Below are 20332 nucleotides of genomic sequence, written 5' to 3'. Positions count from 1 at the left end.
GTAATGATGAAGAGAAAAGAAGATACAAGAGTTGTAGTCGGTATGTCAGGAGGAGTTGATTCCTCCGTTGCGGCCTATCTTTTAAAAGAACAAGGTTATGATGTAATCGGGATTTTCATGAAAAACTGGGATGATACAGATGAAAATGGAGTTTGTACGGCAACAGAGGATTATGAAGATGTTATTAAAGTATGTAACCAGATTGGTATACCTTATTATGCTGTTAATTTTGAAAAACAATATTGGGATAAAGTATTTTCATATTTCTTAGAGGAATATAAAGCGGGACGAACACCAAATCCTGACGTAATGTGTAACAAAGAAATAAAATTCAAAGCATTTTTAGAGCATGCATTGGCACTTGGGGCTGATTATCTTGCAACGGGTCATTATGCTCAAGTAGAAGTGCGAGACGGCCAAACGAGGATGCTAAGAGGCAGAGATAATAATAAGGATCAGACCTATTTCTTGAACCAATTGAATCAAGAACAGCTTGAAAAGGTTATGTTCCCAATTGGACATTTAGAAAAGAAAAAAGTGCGGGAAATTGCTCTGGAGCAAGGACTTGCGACAGCTACTAAAAAGGATTCCACTGGAATTTGCTTTATAGGTGAGAGAAATTTCAAAGAGTTTCTAAGTCAATATCTACCAGCTAAACAAGGTACGATGGAAACAATGGACGGAAAAGTGATGGGCAAACATGATGGCTTAATGTACTACACTATCGGCCAACGTCATGGCTTAGGCATTGGTGGTTCAGGTGATCCTTGGTTTGTTATAGGAAAAGACTTGAAAAGAAATGTTTTATTAGTTGGACAAAATATCAATAATGATGCTTTGTTCTCTACAAGCCTTACTGCTACTGATTTATCTTTTACAACTACATTAGACAAGCCAGCATCTTTTGATTGCACAGCTAAATTCCGTTATCGTCAAGAAGATGTAGGAGTTCATGTAGAGCTACTGGCTGACAATCGTGTTCGTGTAATATTCGATCAACCAGTTCGTGCGATAACTCCTGGTCAAGCAGTTGTTTTCTATCAAGGGGATGAATGCCTTGGGGGAGCAACAATTGACGAAGTATTTAAAGATGGTCTTAAACTGGATTATGTAGGTTAACGGAGGTAATGGATTTGAATTATAATGAACTAGGAATCCAAGCGATTCAAGAAGAAAATTATGAAAAAGCAGCAGAGTTATTTACAAAAGCAATTGAAGAAAACCCAGAAGAGTCAATTGGTTATATTAATTTTGGCAATTTACTAGCTTCTATGAATGAAAACGAACGTGCGGAGCGTTTCTTTCAAAAAGCAATTACTTTAGACGAAAATGCTGCAACTGCATACTATAGCTTAGCAAACTTGTATTTTAATGCTGAACGCTTTGAAGAGGCTGCCAAGTTATATGAAAAAGCAATTACAAATGGTATAGAAGGCCCGGATGCTTATTTTATGCTTGGTAAAAGCTTTCAAAAAGTGGACCAAACTAAGCTTGCCCTTCCATATCTTCAGAGAGCCTATGAATTGGACTCCCAAGATATTCAGATTAAGCTAACATATGGCATAGCACTTGCAAGTATAGAAATGTTCGATGTGGCAGAACCAATCTTCAAAGAAATTTTAGCATTAGATCCAGAAAATGCAGATGCTCATTACAATATGGGGGTATTATATGCCGTGTCTACTTCAGACACAGAAAGTGCCCTTAAGCATTTGAAAGAAGCTTTTACCATTCAACCAAACTATGATCAAGCAAGATATGTGTACGATATGATTTCTCTACGTAATTAAGAAAAAGTTAGGAGGCGGTTGTGATGACAAATGAAATGATTAATAATGAAAAGCAATTTATTGCTGGTCGACCAATCGTCTCTATTTTTCATAATCCCCAAAACCTGTTCTCCATCATTAAATTAAAAGTAAAATCAACAAATACCGTATATAAGGAGAAAGAAATAATTGTAACTGGTTATTTTCCTCCATTGGTTTTGGAAGAGGCATATAAATTTACTGGTTATATTAAAAATCATCCTAAGTATGGGGTTCAATTTCAGGTAGAAACTTTTCAAAAAGAAGTTCCTGCTACTGAGACAGGTATAGTCCATTATCTTTCAAGTGATATGTTTCCTGGAATAGGGAGAAAGACTGCTGAGCAGATTGTGAAAAAGCTTGGAGAAAATGCGATCAATCGAATTTTAGATGACCCTTCTGCATTGGATATTATTCCAAGGTTGGCAGAGGAAAAGAAGCAGACAATCAGAGCTACCTTGGAGCAAAATCTAGGCTTGGAAAAAGTAATGATTCAGCTAAATGAATGGGGCTTCGGTCCGCAAATAGCGATGAAAATCTATCAGGTCTATAGAGAAGAAACAATCTCTAAACTAACTGATAATCCATATCGTTTAATAGAGGATGTGGAGGGTGTTGGTTTTGTTCGTGCTGATGAGCTAGGCTATAAGCTTGGGATAAAAGGAAATCATCCGGACCGCATAAAAGCTGCTATCTACCATTTACTTCAATCATCTTCACTGAGTGAGGGACATGTTTTTCAATATGCTGAGCAACTTCTTGAAGACGTTAAAAGAATGCTTGAAAATGCCCAAAGAGAAGAAATCTCTTATGATGCTATAACCAAATGCTGTATTGAACTCGCAGAGGAAAGCCGTATTGTTGGGGAAGTTAACCGATTTTATATTCCTTCTCTATATTTTTCAGAGGTGGGTATCAGTTCGAAAGTGGAAACCTTGCTAACAGAAAAGGACCTTCATCATTTTCCGTTGTCGGAGATTAAAAAGCATTTAGGGGCATTAGAGGAGCGCTTAGGTGTTCAATATGCAAAAACACAAATTAAGGCGATTGAAACAGCTCTGAACTCTACTATAACTCTTTTAACGGGAGGGCCTGGAACCGGGAAAACGACTGTTGTCAGAGGAATCGTAGAGCTCTATGCAGAGCTACATGGACTTTCCTTAGATTCAAAAGAATGGGCGAAAGAACAAAAGCCGTTTCCTATTGTTTTGGCAGCTCCTACAGGGAGAGCTGCAAAGCGTTTAAGTGAATCGACCGAGCTACCAGCTATGACGATTCATAGACTACTCGGTTTTAATGGGCAAGAAGATAATGATACAGAAGGCAAAGAGATTGAAGGTAGATTAGTAATTATCGATGAGACTTCCATGCTAGACACGTGGCTAGGGCATCAGCTCTTAAAGGCAATCCCCAAAGACGCTCAAGTCATATTTGTAGGTGACCAAGATCAGTTGCCACCTGTTGGTCCGGGTCAGGTATTAAAGGATCTACTGGCTTGTAAAAGGATACCTACAGTGGAGCTTGTCGATATTTATCGTCAATCTGAAGGGTCCTCAATTATTGAGCTAGCACACGAGATGAAAAAAGGAAGTGTGCCTGCAACTCTAACTGCGAAAACTAAGGATCGCTCATTCATCAAGGCTTCTCCGGAACAAATTCCTAAAGTAGTAGAACAAGTCTTGAAAGCAGCATTATCGAAGGGACAATCCATCCGAGAAATTCAGGTTCTAGCTCCTATGTATCGTGGACCGGCTGGGATTGACACGCTAAATAAGATGATTCAAGAAATGGTCAATCCAAATCCAGACGGTACAAGAAAAGAGATGACCTTCGGAGAAACTATTTATCGGATAGGAGATAAAGTACTTCAGCTGGTCAACCAACCAGAAAGTAATGTCTTTAATGGTGATATGGGTGAGGTAGTGGCTCTTTTTAAAGCAAACGAAACAGTGGAAAAGAAAGAGATGCTAGTCGTATCATTTGATGGCAATGAAGTAACATATGAAAAAAATGATTTGAATCAAATTACTCTTGCCTATTGTTGCTCTGTCCATAAGTCACAAGGCAGTGAATTCCAAACGGTTATTATGCCGGTTACTAGAAGCTATATGAAAATGCTTAGACGCAATTTGTTGTATACAGGTATAACAAGAGCAAAAAACTTTTTAATTCTTTGTGGCGATCCGGAAGTTTTTACTTTTGGAGTGAAACGAACGGATGATTTACAGCGTTTAACAACGTTAAAGGAACGTCTTGCGGACGAAGAAACAGTAGAAGATGCAAAATCAATAGCTGAAGAAATAGAAGCAAAAGAAGTTACAAGTCAATCTACGCAGGATGATTTAGTCACTACTTATTTATCCTCAGACAATTATCATTCGATTGACCCAATGATTGGCATGAAGGGTATAAATCCCTATCAGTTCTTAGATTCGGATTGACAGAGGACAAATAGTTACTTATAATCAGAATTGTATATATGAAAATGTAGACGGAGAAAGTACTATTGTTAGCTGATTAGAGAAGGGTTCCATGGCTGAAAGAATCCCCAGATTATAACAATTAGGAAAGCTACTTCTGAGTGCAGCTAATACCTGCCGTTTAACCGCGTTAAGGTTTCTTGAGAGACATGGCAGAAATACACTGCTATGTAACTAGGGTGGTACCGCGAAATAATAGCTTTCGTCCCTTTTAGGGATGAGGGCTTTTTTTATTTTATTTTTTTAGGAGGAATGAAAGATGAAACAGTTAACAGGTGCACAAATTAGACAAATGTATTTAGATTTCTTTATCGAAAAAGGCCATACACAAGAGCCTTCAGCGCCACTTGTACCCATTAATGATCCATCATTATTATGGATAAATAGTGGTGTTGCAACTCTAAAAAAATATTTTGATGGACGAGTGATTCCTGATAATCCCCGTATCACCAATGCACAAAAATCAATCCGTACGAATGACATTGAAAATGTGGGAAAGACGGCAAGACACCATACCTTCTTTGAAATGTTAGGGAATTTCTCAATTGGAGAATATTTCAAAAAGGAAGCTATCCAATGGGCGTGGGAATTTCTAACTGATGAAAAATGGATGGCTTTTGAACCCGAAAAACTATCAATTACGATCCATCCTGAGGATGAAGAAGCATATGTTATTTGGAGAGATGAGATCGGCATTCCAGAAGAAAGACTTATTCGATTAGAAGGGAATTTCTGGGACATTGGAGAAGGTCCAAGTGGTCCAAACTCCGAAATATTCTATGACCGAGGTGAGTCCTATGGCAATGATATAAATGATCCTGAGCTATATCCAGGAGGAGAAAATGAACGTTATTTAGAAATTTGGAATTTAGTTTTCTCTGAGTTTAACCATAACCCTGATCATACGTACACTCCACTTCCAAAGCAAAACATTGATACAGGCATGGGCTTGGAGCGTATGGCTAGTGTGGTGCAAAATGTTCCAACCAACTTCGACACAGATTTATTTATACCTATCATTCGACAAACAGAACAAATTTCTGGAAAAGAATATAGACTAAATAGTGTAGACGACGTTGCATTCAAAGTAATTGCAGATCACATTCGAACTGTTGCTTTTGCGATTGGAGATGGGGCTTTACCTTCAAATGAGGGAAGAGGTTATGTACTTAGAAGGCTACTACGCAGAGCAGTTCGTTTTGCAAAACAGCTAGGAATCGACCAACCATTTTTATTTGAACTAGTGCCTGTTGTAGGAGAAATTATGCAAGATTTCTATCCAGAGGTTACAGAAAAGAAAGATTTTATTATGCGAGTTATTAAAACGGAGGAAGAAAGATTCCACGAAACGTTACATGATGGACTTAGCATTTTAGAAAAGGTTATCGCAGAACAACGAGCTAAGGGAGAATCATTTATTCCTGGTACTACAACCTTCACGTTGTATGATACTTATGGATTTCCTATTGAATTGACCGAAGAATACGCAGAGGAAGCTAATATGACGGTTGACCATGAAGGGTTTAGAGCGGAAATGGAAGCACAGCGTTCTAGAGCACGTGCTGCTCGTCAAAACGTAGATTCCATGCAAGTTCAGTCAGAGGTATTTAGTAACCTTCAAGATGCTAGCGAATTTATAGGCTATGATACTCTTAGTGTAACAACAAAAGTTTCTTCTATAGTTTTGGGGAAAGATCTTGTAAAATCTGCACATGAAGGCGAAGAGGTAAAAGTTATATTAACGCAAACGCCTTTCTATGCTGAAAGTGGTGGGCAGATCGCAGATCATGGTGTAATCGAAAATGATAACTTCCGAGGCTTTGTAAAAGATGTCCAAAAGGCTCCAAACGGACAGAATCTTCATACTATAGTAATTGAATCAGGAGAAATGATTGTTGAAGCAGAGGTTGTGGCAACAGTGGACCAAAAGCTAAGAGGCCTGACGATTAAAAATCACTCTGCTACACATATTTTGCATCAAGCACTAAAAGATGTGTTAGGAAGCCATGTAAACCAAGCGGGCTCATACGTTGGACCCGACCGACTTAGATTTGACTTTTCTCACTTTGGACAAGTTACAAAGGAAGAACTTGAAACAATTGAGCGTATAGTTAACGAGAAGGTGTGGGATAATATTCCGGTAGTAACTGGCTACCATAATATCGATGAAGCTAAAAGTATGGGCGCAATGGCTCTTTTTGGTGAAAAATACGGGGATATAGTTAGAGTCGTTCAGATGGGAACTTATTCTTTAGAGCTTTGCGGTGGTGTACATGTTAAAAATACATCAGAAATTGGCTACTTCAAAATTCTCTCTGAAAGCGGTATTGGAGCAGGAACGCGACGAATTGAAGCTGTTACTGGAAAAGGCGCATTTGAGGTTGTCAAGGAAGAGGAACAACTTCTTTCGGAAGCAGCATCATTATTGAAAGCTCAGCCGAAGGATATAGTTATGAAGGTTTCCCAACTACTATTAGATTTAAAAAATATACAACGAGAAAATGAATCCTTATCTGCAAAAATTGCAAATAGTGAAGCAGCATCTGTGTTGTCATCAGCACAAACAATTAACAATGTTACCGTGTTATCTGTTAAAGTAGAAGCAAAAGATAACAATCAACTGCGACAAATGATGGATGATCTAAAACAAAAAATGGATAAAGCTGTAATAGTTCTAGGAGCAGTGGATGGGGAAAAAGTGATGATTTCTGCAGGTGTGACAAAAGATTTAGTGGGCGGGAACTACCACGCTGGAAATATCGTCAAACTAGTAGCAGAACAATGTGGCGGTAAAGGTGGGGGGCGTCCAGACTTCGCAATGGCTGGGGCTAAAGACGCAAGCCAACTTGAAACCGCACTTAACTCAGTTTACGAATATATCAAATCAGTTTAAACTTATCCGAAAATAGGGTATACTTAACAAATAACTAAGCAAACTTCATTACCAAATTGAAAGCGAGGTGCTGATCATGAGCTCATTTGATAAAACAATGAAATTTAATTTCCCAGAGGAATCGATGGAACAAGAAGTAAAACATGTGATGCTTCAGGTCCACTCTGCGTTAGAGGAAAAAGGGTATAACTCTATCAATCAAATTGTTGGCTATTTACTTTCTGGTGATCCAGCTTATATTCCTCGCCATCAAGATGCTCGAAATATGATCCGTAAATTAGAACGTGATGAAATTTTAGAGGAGTTAGTCAAGTTCTATATTAAAAAGAATAATGAGGCGTAATTATGAGAATAATGGGTTTAGATGTCGGTTCTCGCACCGTGGGTGTTGCTATAAGTGACGCTCTCGGGTGGACAGCCCAGGGCATAGAAACAATCAAGATTAACGAAGATGTGCAAGAATTTGGGATAGAGCGGATTGATGAATTGGTAAAACAACATCAAGTAAGTGAATTCGTGGTAGGTTTTCCTAAAAACATGAATAACTCGATTGGTCCCCGAGCAGAGGCATCAGAGCAATTTGCCAAGCTGTTAACTGATAAATACAACTTTCCTGTTACATTATGGGATGAACGATTGACAACGATGGCTGCAGAACGTATGTTAATAGATGCGGATGTTAGTCGAAAAAAACGCAAGCAAGTTATTGACAAGATGGCAGCTGTAATGATTTTACAGGGATATCTTGATAGAAAAAACAGATGAGGTGACCACAAATGGACCACGGACAAGAAAATATCACAGTAGTTGATGAAAACGGGAACGAACAGCTTTGTAACGTACTATTTACATTTGAATCAGAGGAATTTGGTAAATCTTATGTACTTTATTATCCAATCGGTGCTGAAGAGGATGAAAACGAAGAAATCGAAATTCATGCTTCTTCCTTTACTCCAAATGAAAACGGAGAAGACGGAGATTTACTTCCTATCGAAGATGATGCTGAGTGGGATATGATTGAAGAAATGTTAAATACGTTTTTAGATGAAACAGAAGAAGACGAAGACTAATTCAAGCTTAAAAAGGATGGACTGAGTATTCTCAAGCCATCCTTTTTCTTTTTGTACAGCATCATGTATAATAAGGGAGAAAAAAGGGGGCAAGCCCGTGGAAAACAAATCTAAAAAAGAGATAATGTTTAATCGAATGAAAAACAAAAAAAAAGAAGTAAAACTTGTTAGAAGAATTGTATTAGTAATCGCCTTATTCATTATACTAGTTGGAGCTATTGGCGGATACATAGGTTATAACTATGTTAAAGGAGCACTTTCACCGATGGATCCAGATTCGACGGAAAAAGTAACGGTGGAAATTCCTATTGGGTCTGGCATTGATAGCATTTCTTCTACACTTGAAAAGAATGGTATTATTAAAGATGCTAGGATATTTAAATACTATGTAAAATTTAATAACCAATCTGATTTTCAGGCTGGCACGTATGATTTATCTAAGGATATGACTTTAGATGAAATTATAGAAAGCCTAAAAACTGGTAAAATATACAGAGAACCACTATTTTCTTTAACAATTCCAGAAGGTTTAACTTTAGAACAAATTGGAGAAGTAATTGAAAAGAAAACAGGGAACTCTTCAAAGGAATTTTTTGAACTAGTTACTAGTGATGAGTTTGTTGAAAGAATGATGGCAAAATATCCTGCATTGCTTACAGAAGAAATTAAAGGCGAAAACGTCCGTTACGCATTAGAAGGTTATTTATATCCATCGACTTATCCTTTTTTCGAAGAAAAACCGACTAATGAAGAGATTGCAGAAATGTTATTAGCACAGACAGATAGAACTATGGCACCTTATTATGAGTTATTACAAGCAGAAGAAAAATCTGTTCACTGGCTTTTGACTTTTGCTTCATTGTTAGAAGAGGAAGCTACTGCTCAAACAGATCGTCAGAAAATTTCTAGTGTGTTTTACAACCGATTAGAGATTGATATGCCATTACAAACAGATCCAACTGTACTTTATGCTCTAGGCAGTCATAAAGAGCGCGTTTTATATGAGGACTTAGAATATGAAAACCCATATAATACTTACACAAATAAAGGATTACCGCCTGGTCCAATTGCAAATGCCGGGAAGTCCTCCATTGAAGCTGCTTTGGACCCAGAAGATACTGAGTATTTTTATTTCCTAGCTGATAAAGAAGGAAAAAATTATTTCTCCGTCACATATGAGGAACATCTTCAAAAAATTGACGAACATTTAAAATAATAAGCATGCAGGAGAAGGAAGGTTATCGCTTTCCTTCTCCTGCTATGTTATTATTAGATGGGTTTTTTCATTGACCCTGTAATATTAAACAGTTGAATATACTTGTCTATAGGAGTAGAATTTCGAGAAAGTACAAAGACCCTATACACTACATAAGGAACCAACCTGGCATCTAAAAGGAGTAACAAAGCAATGAACATTAGTGAAGACTTTATGAAAAATCTTATTAAACCGAGAGAGTCCATATTAATTGAAATGGAGCAATATGCACTAGAAAACCATGTTCCGATAATGCAACTGTCGGGGATGGAAGCATTACTACAGCTTCTCTCTCTTCAAAAGCCTTCCTCCATTTTAGAACTAGGAACAGCGATTGGTTATTCCTCTATGCGCATGGCTATGAAGCTAGAAGCTACTGAAATTGTTACTGTAGAGCGTGATGAGCATAAGGCAGAACTCGCGAAGGAATATATAAAGCGAGCCAATTTGGATAATCGCATTCAAGTAGTTATTGGTGATGCGTTAGAAATAAATGACGAAGATTTAAATAACCAAAGGTTTGATGCAATATTTATAGATGCTGCAAAAGGACAATATAAAAAATTCTTTGAAAAGTACGCACCTTTGTTAAACGATAGAGGTGTTATTTACTGTGATAACATTTTGTTAAATGGCCTTTCAGAGCTTCCGATGGAGGATGTTCCTAGAAGGAAAAGAACGATGGTGCGCAATCAGCATCAGTTTTTAGAATGGCTATTGCAGCACCCAGATTATGATACAGCATTCTTCCCAGTAGGAGATGGAATGCTAGTCAGTATAAAGAGGTGACATTTATGGATAAAACAGAATTATTAGTGACTCCAAAAAATATTGAGCATATCCGCGAGCTAATTCAGGCAGGAGCAGATGCTTTTTTAGTTGGTGAGCAGTATTTTGGCTTAAGGTTAGCAGGGGAGTTTTCTGTTGAAGAAATAGCTGAGGCGACTAAACTAGTAAGAGAACATAATAAAAAAATCTATGTTGCAATGAATGGTATATTCCATAACGATAAAGTAGATGAGTTAGGTCCATATTTGCAAAAAATGCAAGAAATCGGTGTAGATGCAATAGTATTTGGTGATCCAGCAGTAATCATTGCCAAAAGAGAAGCAGAAGTAACTATACCTCTTCATTGGAATACTGAACAAACAGCAACTAACTTCTTTACCGCAAATTATTGGGGAAAACGTGGAGCAACACGAGCAGTGTTGGCTCGCGAGCTTAGCTTGGAAGAAGTTATTGAAATTAAAGAAAACGCTGAAGTAGAAATTGAGGCACAAGTACATGGAATGACATGTATGTTTCAATCAAAACGTTCATTAATCGGAAACTACTTTCTTTTTCAAGATAAAGCAATGGAAGTGGAAAATCGCTCTCAAAACAATAATATGTTTTTACATGATAAAGAGCGTTCGAATAAATATCCTATTTACGAAGATCAAAATGGAACACACATCTTTAGTCCAAATGATATTTGTATGATTGATGAGCTAGATGAATTTTTGGATGCAGAAGTGGATAGTTTGAAAATTGATGGTATTTTTCATGAGGCGTCTTATGTCACAGAAGTAACTGGCTACTATCGTCAGGCAATTGATGCATATTACGAATCACGAACTGCATACAAAGAAATAAAAAAAGAATTATTCAAAAAAATCGAAGCTATTCAACCGCCGCTTAGACCTTTGGATACCGGTTTCTATTTTAAAGAAACAGTATATTAATTGCTTAGCTCGTAGCTGAATTGTATTTTCAGTTTAGAAAGGAAAGAATACATGTGATAAGCACCAGAATAGATCATATTAGTGAATTAGTCGACGGTAAACGTGTTATTACCAAAAAGCCTGAGTTATTGGCGCCAGCAGGAAGTCTAGAAAAGTTAAAAATTGCTGTTCATTATGGAGCAGATGCAGTTTTTATAGGTGGTCAAGAGTTTGGTTTGCGCTCGAACGCAGGTAACTTTTCTATTCAAGAAATGCGCGAAGGGGTGGAATTTGCCAAACGCTATGGGGCAAAAATCTATGTAACGACTAACATTTTTGCTCATAATGAAAATATGCAAGGACTTGAGACATATTTAAAGTCTATAGAAGATGCGGGAGTTACAGGAATTATTGTAGCCGATCCATTAATCATAGAAACATGTAGAAATGCGGCTCCTAAGCTTGAAATCCATTTAAGCACTCAACAATCGCTTTCAAATTGGAAGGCGGTTCAATATTGGAAGGAAGAGGGCTTACACCGCGTTGTTTTAGCTCGTGAGACTAGCGGTGAAGAGATTAAACTAATGAAAGAAAAAGTGGATATAGAAATTGAGACATTCATCCATGGTGCTATGTGTATTGCTTATAGTGGCAGATGTACACTTTCTAACCATATGACTGCTCGTGATTCTAATAGGGGTGGTTGTTGTCAATCATGTAGATGGGACTATGATTTATATGAGACAGATTCAAATGACGAGGAAAAAGCGTTGTTTGAGGAAGAAGATATTCCGTTTGCAATGAGTCCGAAAGACTTGAAGCTTGTTGAATCTATTCCTAAGATGATCGAAATGGGTATTGATTCCCTCAAAGTGGAAGGACGCATGAAGTCTATTCACTATATTGCCACGGTTATTAGTGTATACCGTAAAGTAATCGATTCGTATTGTAATGACCCGGCTAACTTTGTAATGAAGCAAGAATGGTTGGACGAGCTTGAAAAATGTGCAAACCGAGAAGCAGATACAGCTTTCTTCGAGGGAGAGCCTGGCGTTGAACAACAAATGTATGGAGTTCACGACAAAAAACTAGGATATGATTTTGTAGGATTAGTGCTTGATTATAACGAGGAAACACAAGTTGTGACGTTACAGCAAAGAAACTATTTCAAGCCTGGAGATGAAGTAGAGTTTTTTGGTCCTGAAATTGATAACGTACGTCTAGTAATCGAAGAGATTAAAAACGAAAAGGGTCAGAAATTGGATGCGGCAAGACATCCTTTGGAAATTGTTCAATTTTATTGCCCTGTAAAATTATATCCAAATAACATGATGAGAAAGGGGTTAAAATAATGGCTAAACGTACTCCGCTTATCATTGGTATCACTGGTGGTTCCGGGTCCGGAAAAACTAGCGTTACCCACGCAATTAGTGAAGTTTTTAAAGACCATTCTGTAGTAGTTATTGAACAAGATTATTATTATAAAGACCAAAGCCATTTGGCATTTGAAGAAAGACTAAATACAAATTACGATCATCCCTTCGCTTTTGACAATGACTTGCTTATTCAGCATGTAAACGATTTGTTAAACGACAAAGCTATTGAAAAACCAATTTATGATTATGCTCAGCATACTCGATCAAGTGAAACAATCTTAATCGAGCCAAAGGATGTTATCATTTTAGAAGGAATTTTAGTGTTAGAGGACGAGCGTTTAAGAAATTTGATGGATATAAAGTTATTCGTAGATACAGATTCCGATTTACGCATTATTCGAAGAATATTACGTGATATTCATGAAAGAGGCCGTACAGTAGAATCTGTAGTAGAGCAATATTTAACGGTAGTTCGTCCGATGCATAATCAATTTATCGAACCAACTAAAAGATATGCAGACGTAATCATCCCTGAAGGTGGTCAAAATGAGGTGGCCATCGATTTAATGGTTACAAAAATAAAAACTATTCTTGAAACTAATGCTATTGTATAATATGATGATGAAAGATTTACAAATATTTCATTAAATTCATATCAAATTAACTTAATGCATATGAATAGGAAATGTATGTTTATAAAGAGGGTATTTAAAGGAGTGTATGGAAGTGTCAACTGAGAAACAATTTCCGATGACCGTTGCTGGTAAGCTTAAACTAGAAGAAGAACTAGAAGTATTGAAAACGGTAAAACGTAAAGAAGTAGTAGAACGTATTAAAATTGCTCGTAGCTTTGGGGATCTATCCGAGAATTCAGAATATGATTCTGCTAAAGAAGACCAAGCATTCGTAGAAGGGAGAATTTCTACCATTGAATCCATGATAAGAAACGCTGTTATCATCGAAGAGGAAGGCAATAATGATATCGTTTCTTTAGGAAAAACGGTTACTTTCGTTGAAATACCAGATGGTGATGAAGAAAGCTATACAATCGTTGGATCTGCAGAAGCCGATCCTTTAGAAGGACTTATTTCAAACGATTCACCAATTGCTAAAGGCCTTTTAGGAAAGAGCACTGGAGATAAAGTGAAAATCATTACTCCGGGTGGAGAAATGGACGTAGAAATCATCTCTATTTCATAATTGGAAGATATTTTATACAAGAGGGGGTAAACAATTTATGTTTGCCCCTTTTTTGCCGTCTTGATAGTATTAAAGTTGATAGACAAAAGTGGGTAATTAAAATGAAACTTAAACCTTTTATTCGCGTCTATTAAATTATAGTTCTCTATCTTTAAAAGGAGGAAGAGTATGCCTGACCAAAACCAAAGAGTTAATTCGCGCTTAAACAATCGAAAGAAAAAAAACAATACAATTTTGAATGTGTTAATCGGAATAGTACTTCTGTTAATTATTGTGGTTATAGTTAATTTAGTGACAAGTGATGATGACAAAAACAACAGTGCAACAGAGAAAGAGGATACTGAATCTGTTTCAGATATCAAAGACACTGAAGAAGTGACAGAACAAGATAAAGAATTGACTACGGAAGAAATTGAAGAAGATAGTGAACAAAATGAGCCCACAACGGAAGACACTGATTCAGCTAATGAATCAGATTCTTCTACCAATAGCTCTCTTGTAACGACAGAAGAATCAGGAGATCCCAATGTTGAATCTGTTATGGTAGACTCGTCCTGGGAGCCCATTGGCACGTCACAAGCGGGTGAACATGTTTCAAGCTATGACAAGGATTCGGTAGATTGGAAGGAAAAGGTCGATGCTCTAGCTTACGCTGCAAACTTAGATCCTTCTAGTATGTATGTTAAATTCCTAGGCAATGGAGGTAGCCCTCAAAAGTCTATAGGAACTGTTACATCTAAGGATGGTTCTGAAATTTATCGAATATCGTTAGAATGGGTTGAAGGACAGGGATGGAAGCCAACTAAAAAAGAAAAGCTCATAACTGTAAAATAACATTATAAATTGGGAGCGGTACTTGACTAAAGTGCCGCTCTCCTTTACTTTAAAAGAAGTACTTTTTGAAAGGGGTTATTAATATGAAGATTGCAGTAATCGGAGCAATGGAAGAAGAAGTGGAACTATTAAGAAATACGATTGAGAATTCAGAGACTAAAGAAATTGCAAATAGTGAATTTACAACTGGTACATATAAAAATCATGAGATTATATTGTTGAAAAGTGGAATTGGTAAAGTAAATGCAGCGATGTCTACAGCTATTCTCTTGAATGAGTATAAGCCCGACTATGTGATCAATACAGGTTCAGCGGGTGGATATGACCCTCATCTAGAAGTAGGAGCAATAGTCATCTCAGATGAAGTGAGATATCACGACGTAGACGTTACTGCTTTTGGATATGAAATAGGACAAGTACCTCAGCTACCACCTGCATTTAAATCCGATGAGCGTTTAATGAAGCTTGCAGAAGATGCTGTAAATGAAATTGGTGAACACCAAGCAGCTACTGGCTTAATTGCGACAGGTGATACATTTATGCATAACCCAGACAAAGTTGAAATTGTTCGAAACTACTTTCCTAAGATGAAAGCGTGTGAAATGGAAGCGGCAGCTGTTGCACAGGTTTGTCACCAATTTTCAGTGCCTTTTGTGGTAATTCGTGCATTATCTGACATTGCCGGTAAAGAATCATCAATCAGTTTTGATGAGTTTTTACCTGTAGCAGCAAAGCATTCGACAGAAATAGTATTACAAGTAATTGGGAACATTTAAGTTGTCATTATTTTGACAAACTAAGGCATAGAATACATATAATTTGCATTTCCATTATATGCTATGATGAAAGTATCAAAACGCTTTCACATCAGTCTAGGGGGAGATCAAATGGTTTTTATTATGGCTATGTCTGTTTTAGTTACAGCTGTTTTAGCATTTGTAATGATTGCAGAAACAAGTGAAGATTAAGTTCCTCTAAGCTCTTTTGGTGTTTGATGCATCAAGAGAGTTTTTTTCATGAATATAATATTGATATAATTTGACGAGTGCACGCTTTTCTATTCGTGAGACATAGCTTCTGGATATTTTTAATTGTTTGGAAATCTCTTTTTGTGTCATCGGCTCATGACCTAATAGTCCATACCGACGCACGATGATATCAAGCTCTCGTTTTTCTAACTGGGATAAGTGTTTATATAATCGATTTGTATCCTCCTCTTCAACAAGCTGTTCGTCAGAGCTTTTGTCTAGCCCTTGCAGTAAATCAGTTATTTCTAAGGAATGACCATCCTTATCCATTCCGATTGGCTCATGTAAAGAAATATCCTTTTGTACTTTTTTTAATGAACGTAAGTACATTAGAATCTCATTTTCAATACAGCGTGCTGCATAAGTAGCTAATTTTGTTTTTTTGGTAGGTGTATAGCTATTTACGGCTTTCATCAGACCAATTGTTCCTATTGATATATAGTCGTCTAAAAGCTCGTGTTTAGGGTGAAATTTTTTTACTACATGCGCTACAAGACGCATATTACGCTCTATTAGTTCATCTCTTGCTGTAAGGTCTCCATCTAGAAAACGTTGAATCATTACTTGTTCTTCTTCCGGGGAGAGTGGTTGATGGAACGCCTGCCCTTTCAAATACCCTAGCACAAGTGGCAAATCGATGACAATGTTTATAAATGCGGTTAGAAGACCAGAAATCTTTTTCACCTCCATCTAGTTATACATTCAATATATGTGCAAATCCGACAAAATATGAAAAAAACGACTGCATTTGCAGTCGCTTCTAGAAAATATTATTTCTTGAAATTGTATTAAACTTTTCTCAATGTAAAAGTGCTAATCATTAAAAGTGCAAGTATAATAAATAAGAACATAAAGGTAACAGGTGGAACTAAGTCGATTGCAAAATAGGAAAGAGTCAGAATAACTCCGGCTACGGTAATCGGAAGACCTGTAAAAAATCCATTTGACTCTGAAATATTGAAGCGTGCCAATCTAAAAGCTCCACACGCGATGTATATAACAGTTATAATCATTCCTGCAACACTAAAATTTTGTAATACTAATGAGTACATTAAAAGTGCGGGTGCTATTCCAAAAGAAATAATATCGCTCATAGAATCTAATTGTTTGCCTAGCTCGGATTCCAAGTTGAATCTCCTAGCTACCATTCCGTCAAAACGATCTAATAAACCTGCTATAAATATAAATAATACGCTAAAAGAGTAGTATTCATTTACTGTAGCCATAATAGCTGCTCCACCAAACGCTAGATTGCCAATCGTAATCATATTGGCAGCTTGTGTTTTCAGTTTTTTTAATGTTTGAGTCATAGCATTTTGTAAATACATTGCAAATCACTCCTTTACAAATAACATATTTGTTCATTATACTTCGAGTAAACAAAAATTGTAAGTAAATCTTTATAGGGAGACCAAAATGAAAGAAAAATTATACCAATCTATGATTGAATTAACAAATGGTAGATGGTCATCATCTTTACTCAAAGGTTTTGCCCAGTCTAATCTTAGCAAAAAAGTTATACCCGCTTACATTAAATATTTTAATATAGATATAGATGAAATACCATGTCATGTCCATGAATTTTTGACATTACATGATTTTTTTATTCGTTCATTAAAAAAAGATAGTAGAATGATAGATCAAAGTAAGTCTGGAATAATAAGCCCTGTCGACGCAACCATTGAAACTTTTGGTGATATAACGTATGATGGAATTTTTCATGTTAAGGGAAAAGCGTATACGCTTTATGATATGCTCGGCTCCACAAAAATAGGTAAAGAATATGAGAATGGTAAGTTTATGATCTTATATCTTAGTCCTGCTGAATATCATCGCATTCATGCCCCGGTAGACGGTAAGGTTACTCGGCAATATTTGCTAGGAAAGAAATCTTATCCAGTCAACAAATGGGGCTTAGCATATGGAAAGGAAACAATTAGTGGAAACTATCGTTTGTTGACTGAGCTCCAGATGCCCAATGAAAAGCACTGCTTCCATGTTAAGGTGGGGGCTATGTTTGTGAATTCCATCGAACTAACAAACAAAGGCACCGAATGGAGAAAAGGAGAGGAAGTGGGATATTTTTCCTTTGGCTCGACAGTTGTCTTATTGTTTCAAGAAGGCAGTATCGAGTTCTCCAAAGAAATTGGTCCAGGAAAGTTTGTTCAAATGGGTGAGAAAGTCGCAAATATGCTATAATCGTTAAAGAAAAAGTGTCGAATTGGAGTGTTCGTCTTTGTATTCAAATTTTATACCAAGTGAGTTCGTTAGAAGTGTATTTCATATAACACCTGAAATGTTGAAGGAAAAAGGTGTTAAAGCAATTATTACAGATTTGGATAACACATTAGTAGAATGGGATCGTCCAGATGCAACCCCTAAACTAATTGAATGGTTTTCTGCGATGAAAGAAGCTGGAATTCAAGTAACCATTGTTTCAAATAACAATGAATTACGAGTGAAATCGTTCGCAGACCCATTAGGGATTCCTTTTATATATAAAGCGAGAAAGCCTTTAGGAAAGGCTTTTCGTCATGCGCTGAGTATAATGTCTGTAAAAAAAGAGGAAGTTGTAGTTATCGGAGACCAACTCTTAACAGACGTTTTCGGAGGAAATAGACAAAAGCTCCATACCATTTTAGTAATACCGGTTGCAAAATCAGATGGATTTGTTACCAAGTTTAACCGGATGGTTGAAAGAAGAATTTTTAGTTACTTGGACAAAAAAGGACAAGTTACATGGGAGGAAGAAGCGTGACAGAAGCACCAAAGTGTATCGGTTGTGGAACAGTTATCCAAACCGAAGTTGTAGGAGATCCGGGATACGCTCCTGTTTCATCCCTAGAAAAAGAAGATATTATTTGCCAACGTTGTTTTCGATTAAAGAATTACAATGAATTACAGCCTGTATCATTAACTGACGATGACTTTTTAAGAATATTAAATGGCTTAGGCACGCAAAAAGGTTTGATTGTTAAAGTTGTTGATATATTTGATTTTAACGGAAGCTGGCTACCAGGCTTACATCGTTTTGTCGGGAACAACCCTATACTATTAGTCGCAAATAAAGCAGATTTATTACCTAAATCAGTTAAGAAAAACAAAGTAATCAATTGGATGAAGCAAGAAGCGAAGAAATTAGGCCTTTCTCCGATCGATGTTTTGTTTGTTAGTGCTCATAAAGGTACGGGAATGCCTGAAGCTATGGACGCAATTGAACATTATCGTAAAGGTGAAAATGTCTATGTTGTAGGATGTACTAACGTCGGGAAGTCTACTTTTATTAACAGAATTATTAAGCAGGCCACTGGAGAAGATGCAGTAATCACTACGTCACATTTTCCCGGAACAACTTTAGATATGATTGAAATACCTTTGGATGACAAAAAAGCACTTTATGATACGCCGGGGATTATTAATCATCATCAAATGGCTCATTACTTAGATCCGACTGAACTTAAATTCATCACGCCTAAAAAAGAAATAAAGCCTAAAGTTTTTCAGCTTAATAATGAACAAACTCTTTATTTGGGTGGATTATCCCGTTTCGATTTTATTAAAGGCGATCGTTCAGCATTTACTTGTTATATAGCAAATGATATTCCAATTCATCGTACTAAGCTGGATAACGCTGAAAACTTATGGAAAGAGCATCGAGGAGAGTTATTGTCACCTCCTTCGGAGAAGTTTACAGATTTACTGCCTCCATTAGTTCGCCATGAATTCAAGATTAAAGAAGACAAAACAGATATCGTGTTTTCAGGACTTGGATGGATTACTGTGCAAAAAGGTGGAGTAATTGTAGCGGCTCATGCACCTGCAGGAGTAGAAGTGTCCATTCGTCCATCTCTTATATAGGGGGAAATACTATGAAGAAATGGTTTGCAGTTATAGGAAATCCGATTGCTCATTCGTTATCTCCATATATGCATGATTATTGGCTTTCGTCACAAAATATTAATGCTAGTTATATTCCCATACAAGTCGAGGATGGAAAGCTTGAGCAGGCTGTACAATCTTTAAAGCTACTAAGCTGTAGTGGTTGGAATGTTACAGTGCCATATAAGGAGGCAATTATTCCTTTTTTGGATCAAATAGATGAGTCAGCCGTAGGAATCGGTGCAGTTAACACAGTAGTAAAAACAGAGAGTGGACAATTTGTAGGTTATAATACCGATGGCTTAGGATTTATACGTTCTTTGGGTCAGATCGAGAACACAAATCGTATATTAATTCTTGGTGCGGGAGGAGCAGCAAGAGGTATCGTTTATGCCTTTAAGCAGCTGGGCTATCAAAAACTATCTATTGCGAACCGTACGAAAACCAACGCAGAAAAACTCGTACATGAGCTCCAATTTGGACAAGCTATAACTTTTCAAGAGGCAGAGGAACAATTGCAAACATTTGATATTGTAATTCAAACTACACCTCTTGGCATGAAAAATAACACTAAAACGCTTCCCATAAATTTAAAGGGGATAAAAGAGAATGCAATTGTTGCTGATATTGTATATAATCCTTTAGTTACCCCTTTTTTAGAGGAAGCAGAAAAATATAATGTTCGAACAATTAATGGACTAGGTATGCTTGTACATCAAGGTGCCCTAGCCTTTTCATATTGGAACGGAAGTTATCCGAATACCAATGATATGATTCAACGATTGACAGAGCAATTAGGAGGATAA

Annotated in this window: 22 protein-coding genes and 1 other annotated feature; of the genes, 20 read left to right on the top strand and 2 right to left on the bottom strand. The window is 36.9% G+C overall.

Translation table 11 applies throughout. From position 1 onward, the window contains the following. Window positions 1–3 precede the first annotated feature (3 nt). From mnmA to MHB55_RS12425, 16 genes are all read left to right on the top strand, one after another. On the top strand, window positions 4–1119 hold the full coding sequence (gene mnmA, locus MHB55_RS12500) for a tRNA 2-thiouridine(34) synthase MnmA (protein WP_151109366.1): 1116 nt from the start codon (window positions 4–6) through the stop codon (window positions 1117–1119). Window positions 1120–1133: 14 nt separating this feature from the next. Next, window positions 1134–1790: a tetratricopeptide repeat protein gene (locus tag MHB55_RS12495; protein WP_186318049.1), complete on the top strand. Its 657-nt coding sequence runs from the start codon at window positions 1134–1136 to the stop codon at window positions 1788–1790. Between the two features lie 23 nt (window positions 1791–1813). Continuing rightward, window positions 1814–4249 (top strand): SF1B family DNA helicase RecD2, encoded by a 2436-nt coding sequence (recD2, locus tag MHB55_RS12490; RefSeq protein WP_340863366.1) that lies wholly within the window; start codon window positions 1814–1816, stop codon window positions 4247–4249. 38 nt (window positions 4250–4287) lie between these two features. Continuing rightward, window positions 4288–4501, top strand: a binding site (T-box leader). A gap of 46 nt (window positions 4502–4547) precedes the next feature. Then, window positions 4548–7181 carry an alanine--tRNA ligase gene (gene alaS, locus MHB55_RS12485; protein WP_144535787.1) on the top strand — a complete coding sequence of 878 codons (2634 nt, stop codon included), beginning with the start codon at window positions 4548–4550 and terminating at the stop codon, window positions 7179–7181. Between the two features lie 76 nt (window positions 7182–7257). Next, window positions 7258–7524 carry an IreB family regulatory phosphoprotein gene (locus tag MHB55_RS12480; RefSeq protein ID WP_053588802.1) on the top strand — a complete coding sequence of 89 codons (267 nt, stop codon included), beginning with the start codon at window positions 7258–7260 and terminating at the stop codon, window positions 7522–7524. 2 nt (window positions 7525–7526) lie between these two features. Beyond that, on the top strand, window positions 7527–7946 hold the full coding sequence (ruvX, locus tag MHB55_RS12475) for a Holliday junction resolvase RuvX (protein ID WP_144535789.1): 420 nt from the start codon (window positions 7527–7529) through the stop codon (window positions 7944–7946). Window positions 7947–7957: 11 nt separating this feature from the next. Further along, the gene (locus tag MHB55_RS12470; RefSeq protein WP_144535791.1) at window positions 7958–8251 is read left to right on the top strand and encodes a DUF1292 domain-containing protein; all 294 of its coding nucleotides are present in this window, start codon (window positions 7958–7960) and stop codon (window positions 8249–8251) included. Window positions 8252–8348: 97 nt separating this feature from the next. Further along, window positions 8349–9467: an endolytic transglycosylase MltG gene (gene mltG, locus MHB55_RS12465; protein WP_151109368.1), complete on the top strand. Its 1119-nt coding sequence runs from the start codon at window positions 8349–8351 to the stop codon at window positions 9465–9467. Window positions 9468–9659: 192 nt separating this feature from the next. Continuing rightward, on the top strand, window positions 9660–10295 hold the full coding sequence (locus tag MHB55_RS12460; protein WP_144535795.1) for an O-methyltransferase: 636 nt from the start codon (window positions 9660–9662) through the stop codon (window positions 10293–10295). A gap of 5 nt (window positions 10296–10300) precedes the next feature. After that, window positions 10301–11230, top strand: a complete 930-nt coding sequence (locus tag MHB55_RS12455; RefSeq protein ID WP_340863365.1) for a peptidase U32 family protein — start codon at window positions 10301–10303, stop codon at window positions 11228–11230. A 56-nt stretch (window positions 11231–11286) separates the two neighbouring features. After that, window positions 11287–12561: a peptidase U32 family protein gene (locus tag MHB55_RS12450; protein WP_340863972.1), complete on the top strand. Its 1275-nt coding sequence runs from the start codon at window positions 11287–11289 to the stop codon at window positions 12559–12561. Further along, a complete protein-coding gene (udk, locus tag MHB55_RS12445; RefSeq protein ID WP_144535799.1) occupies window positions 12561–13199 on the top strand; it encodes a uridine kinase in 639 nt (212 codons plus the stop codon). The genes MHB55_RS12450 and udk overlap by 1 nt, the downstream gene beginning before the upstream one ends. Before the next feature lie 112 nt (window positions 13200–13311). Beyond that, window positions 13312–13785, top strand: coding sequence for a transcription elongation factor GreA (gene greA / locus MHB55_RS12440; RefSeq protein ID WP_144535801.1), 474 nt, complete (start codon window positions 13312–13314; stop codon window positions 13783–13785). Window positions 13786–13953: 168 nt separating this feature from the next. After that, window positions 13954–14619, top strand: a complete 666-nt coding sequence (locus tag MHB55_RS12435) for a YrrS family protein (RefSeq protein ID WP_154310619.1) — start codon at window positions 13954–13956, stop codon at window positions 14617–14619. An 83-nt stretch (window positions 14620–14702) separates the two neighbouring features. Further along, the gene (mtnN, locus tag MHB55_RS12430; protein ID WP_144535805.1) at window positions 14703–15395 is read left to right on the top strand and encodes a 5'-methylthioadenosine/S-adenosylhomocysteine nucleosidase; all 693 of its coding nucleotides are present in this window, start codon (window positions 14703–14705) and stop codon (window positions 15393–15395) included. A 66-nt stretch (window positions 15396–15461) separates the two neighbouring features. Then, complete coding sequence (locus tag MHB55_RS12425) at window positions 15462–15587, top strand: hypothetical protein (protein ID WP_255475375.1); 126 nt, start codon at window positions 15462–15464, stop codon at window positions 15585–15587. Window positions 15588–15593: 6 nt separating this feature from the next. On the opposite strand, the gene sigK is transcribed toward MHB55_RS12425, so the two are convergent. Both sigK and pssA read right to left on the bottom strand, forming a co-directional pair. Continuing rightward, window positions 15594–16322, bottom strand: coding sequence for an RNA polymerase sporulation sigma factor SigK (gene sigK, locus MHB55_RS12420; protein ID WP_154312298.1), 729 nt, complete (start codon window positions 16320–16322; stop codon window positions 15594–15596). 113 nt (window positions 16323–16435) lie between these two features. Further along, window positions 16436–16975 carry a CDP-diacylglycerol--serine O-phosphatidyltransferase gene (gene pssA, locus MHB55_RS12415; RefSeq protein WP_144535807.1) on the bottom strand — a complete coding sequence of 180 codons (540 nt, stop codon included), beginning with the start codon at window positions 16973–16975 and terminating at the stop codon, window positions 16436–16438. Between the two features lie 88 nt (window positions 16976–17063). Here pssA and MHB55_RS12410 point away from each other — a divergent pair, with 88 nt between their 5' ends. Genes MHB55_RS12410 through aroE form a run of 4 tightly spaced genes read left to right on the top strand, consistent with a single transcriptional unit; the run spans window position 17064 to window position 20332 of the window. Continuing rightward, a complete protein-coding gene (locus MHB55_RS12410) occupies window positions 17064–17846 on the top strand; it encodes a phosphatidylserine decarboxylase (RefSeq protein ID WP_340863364.1) in 783 nt (260 codons plus the stop codon). Between the two features lie 37 nt (window positions 17847–17883). Next, a complete protein-coding gene (locus MHB55_RS12405) occupies window positions 17884–18405 on the top strand; it encodes a YqeG family HAD IIIA-type phosphatase (protein WP_144535811.1) in 522 nt (173 codons plus the stop codon). Next, window positions 18402–19505 (top strand): ribosome biogenesis GTPase YqeH, encoded by a 1104-nt coding sequence (yqeH, locus tag MHB55_RS12400; protein ID WP_144535813.1) that lies wholly within the window; start codon window positions 18402–18404, stop codon window positions 19503–19505. The genes MHB55_RS12405 and yqeH overlap by 4 nt, the downstream gene beginning before the upstream one ends. 11 nt (window positions 19506–19516) lie before the next feature. Next, window positions 19517–20332 (top strand): shikimate dehydrogenase, encoded by an 816-nt coding sequence (aroE, locus tag MHB55_RS12395; protein ID WP_340863363.1) that lies wholly within the window; start codon window positions 19517–19519, stop codon window positions 20330–20332.

The sequence above is a fragment of the Psychrobacillus sp. FSL K6-1267 genome (genome assembly GCF_038003265.1).
GTDB lineage: Bacteria > Bacillota > Bacilli > Bacillales_A > Planococcaceae > Psychrobacillus > Psychrobacillus faecigallinarum.
The sequence above is the reverse complement of the archived record's forward strand: the minus strand, read 5'-3'. Positions and strand labels throughout refer to the sequence as shown.

What these genes read in the sequence shown, in the direction of transcription:
- mnmA (WP_151109366.1), top strand. Translation starts at nt 4, where the DNA reads ATGATGAAGAGAAAAGAAGATACAAGAGTTGTAGTCGGTATGTCAGGA.
- MHB55_RS12435 (WP_154310619.1), top strand. Translation starts at nt 13,954, where the DNA reads ATGCCTGACCAAAACCAAAGAGTTAATTCGCGCTTAAACAATCGAAAG.
- mtnN (WP_144535805.1), top strand. Translation starts at nt 14,703, where the DNA reads ATGAAGATTGCAGTAATCGGAGCAATGGAAGAAGAAGTGGAACTATTA.
- udk (WP_144535799.1), top strand. Translation starts at nt 12,561, where the DNA reads ATGGCTAAACGTACTCCGCTTATCATTGGTATCACTGGTGGTTCCGGG.
- MHB55_RS12425 (WP_255475375.1), top strand. Translation starts at nt 15,462, where the DNA reads ATGAAAGTATCAAAACGCTTTCACATCAGTCTAGGGGGAGATCAAATG.
- MHB55_RS12470 (WP_144535791.1), top strand. Translation starts at nt 7,958, where the DNA reads ATGGACCACGGACAAGAAAATATCACAGTAGTTGATGAAAACGGGAAC.
- MHB55_RS12455 (WP_340863365.1), top strand. Translation starts at nt 10,301, where the DNA reads ATGGATAAAACAGAATTATTAGTGACTCCAAAAAATATTGAGCATATC.
- MHB55_RS12460 (WP_144535795.1), top strand. Translation starts at nt 9,660, where the DNA reads ATGAACATTAGTGAAGACTTTATGAAAAATCTTATTAAACCGAGAGAG.
- alaS (WP_144535787.1), top strand. Translation starts at nt 4,548, where the DNA reads ATGAAACAGTTAACAGGTGCACAAATTAGACAAATGTATTTAGATTTC.
- pssA (WP_144535807.1), bottom strand. Translation starts at nt 16,975, where the DNA reads ATGTATTTACAAAATGCTATGACTCAAACATTAAAAAAACTGAAAACA.
- MHB55_RS12410 (WP_340863364.1), top strand. Translation starts at nt 17,064, where the DNA reads ATGAAAGAAAAATTATACCAATCTATGATTGAATTAACAAATGGTAGA.
- recD2 (WP_340863366.1), top strand. Translation starts at nt 1,814, where the DNA reads ATGACAAATGAAATGATTAATAATGAAAAGCAATTTATTGCTGGTCGA.
- aroE (WP_340863363.1), top strand. Translation starts at nt 19,517, where the DNA reads ATGAAGAAATGGTTTGCAGTTATAGGAAATCCGATTGCTCATTCGTTA.
- MHB55_RS12480 (WP_053588802.1), top strand. Translation starts at nt 7,258, where the DNA reads ATGAGCTCATTTGATAAAACAATGAAATTTAATTTCCCAGAGGAATCG.
- ruvX (WP_144535789.1), top strand. Translation starts at nt 7,527, where the DNA reads ATGAGAATAATGGGTTTAGATGTCGGTTCTCGCACCGTGGGTGTTGCT.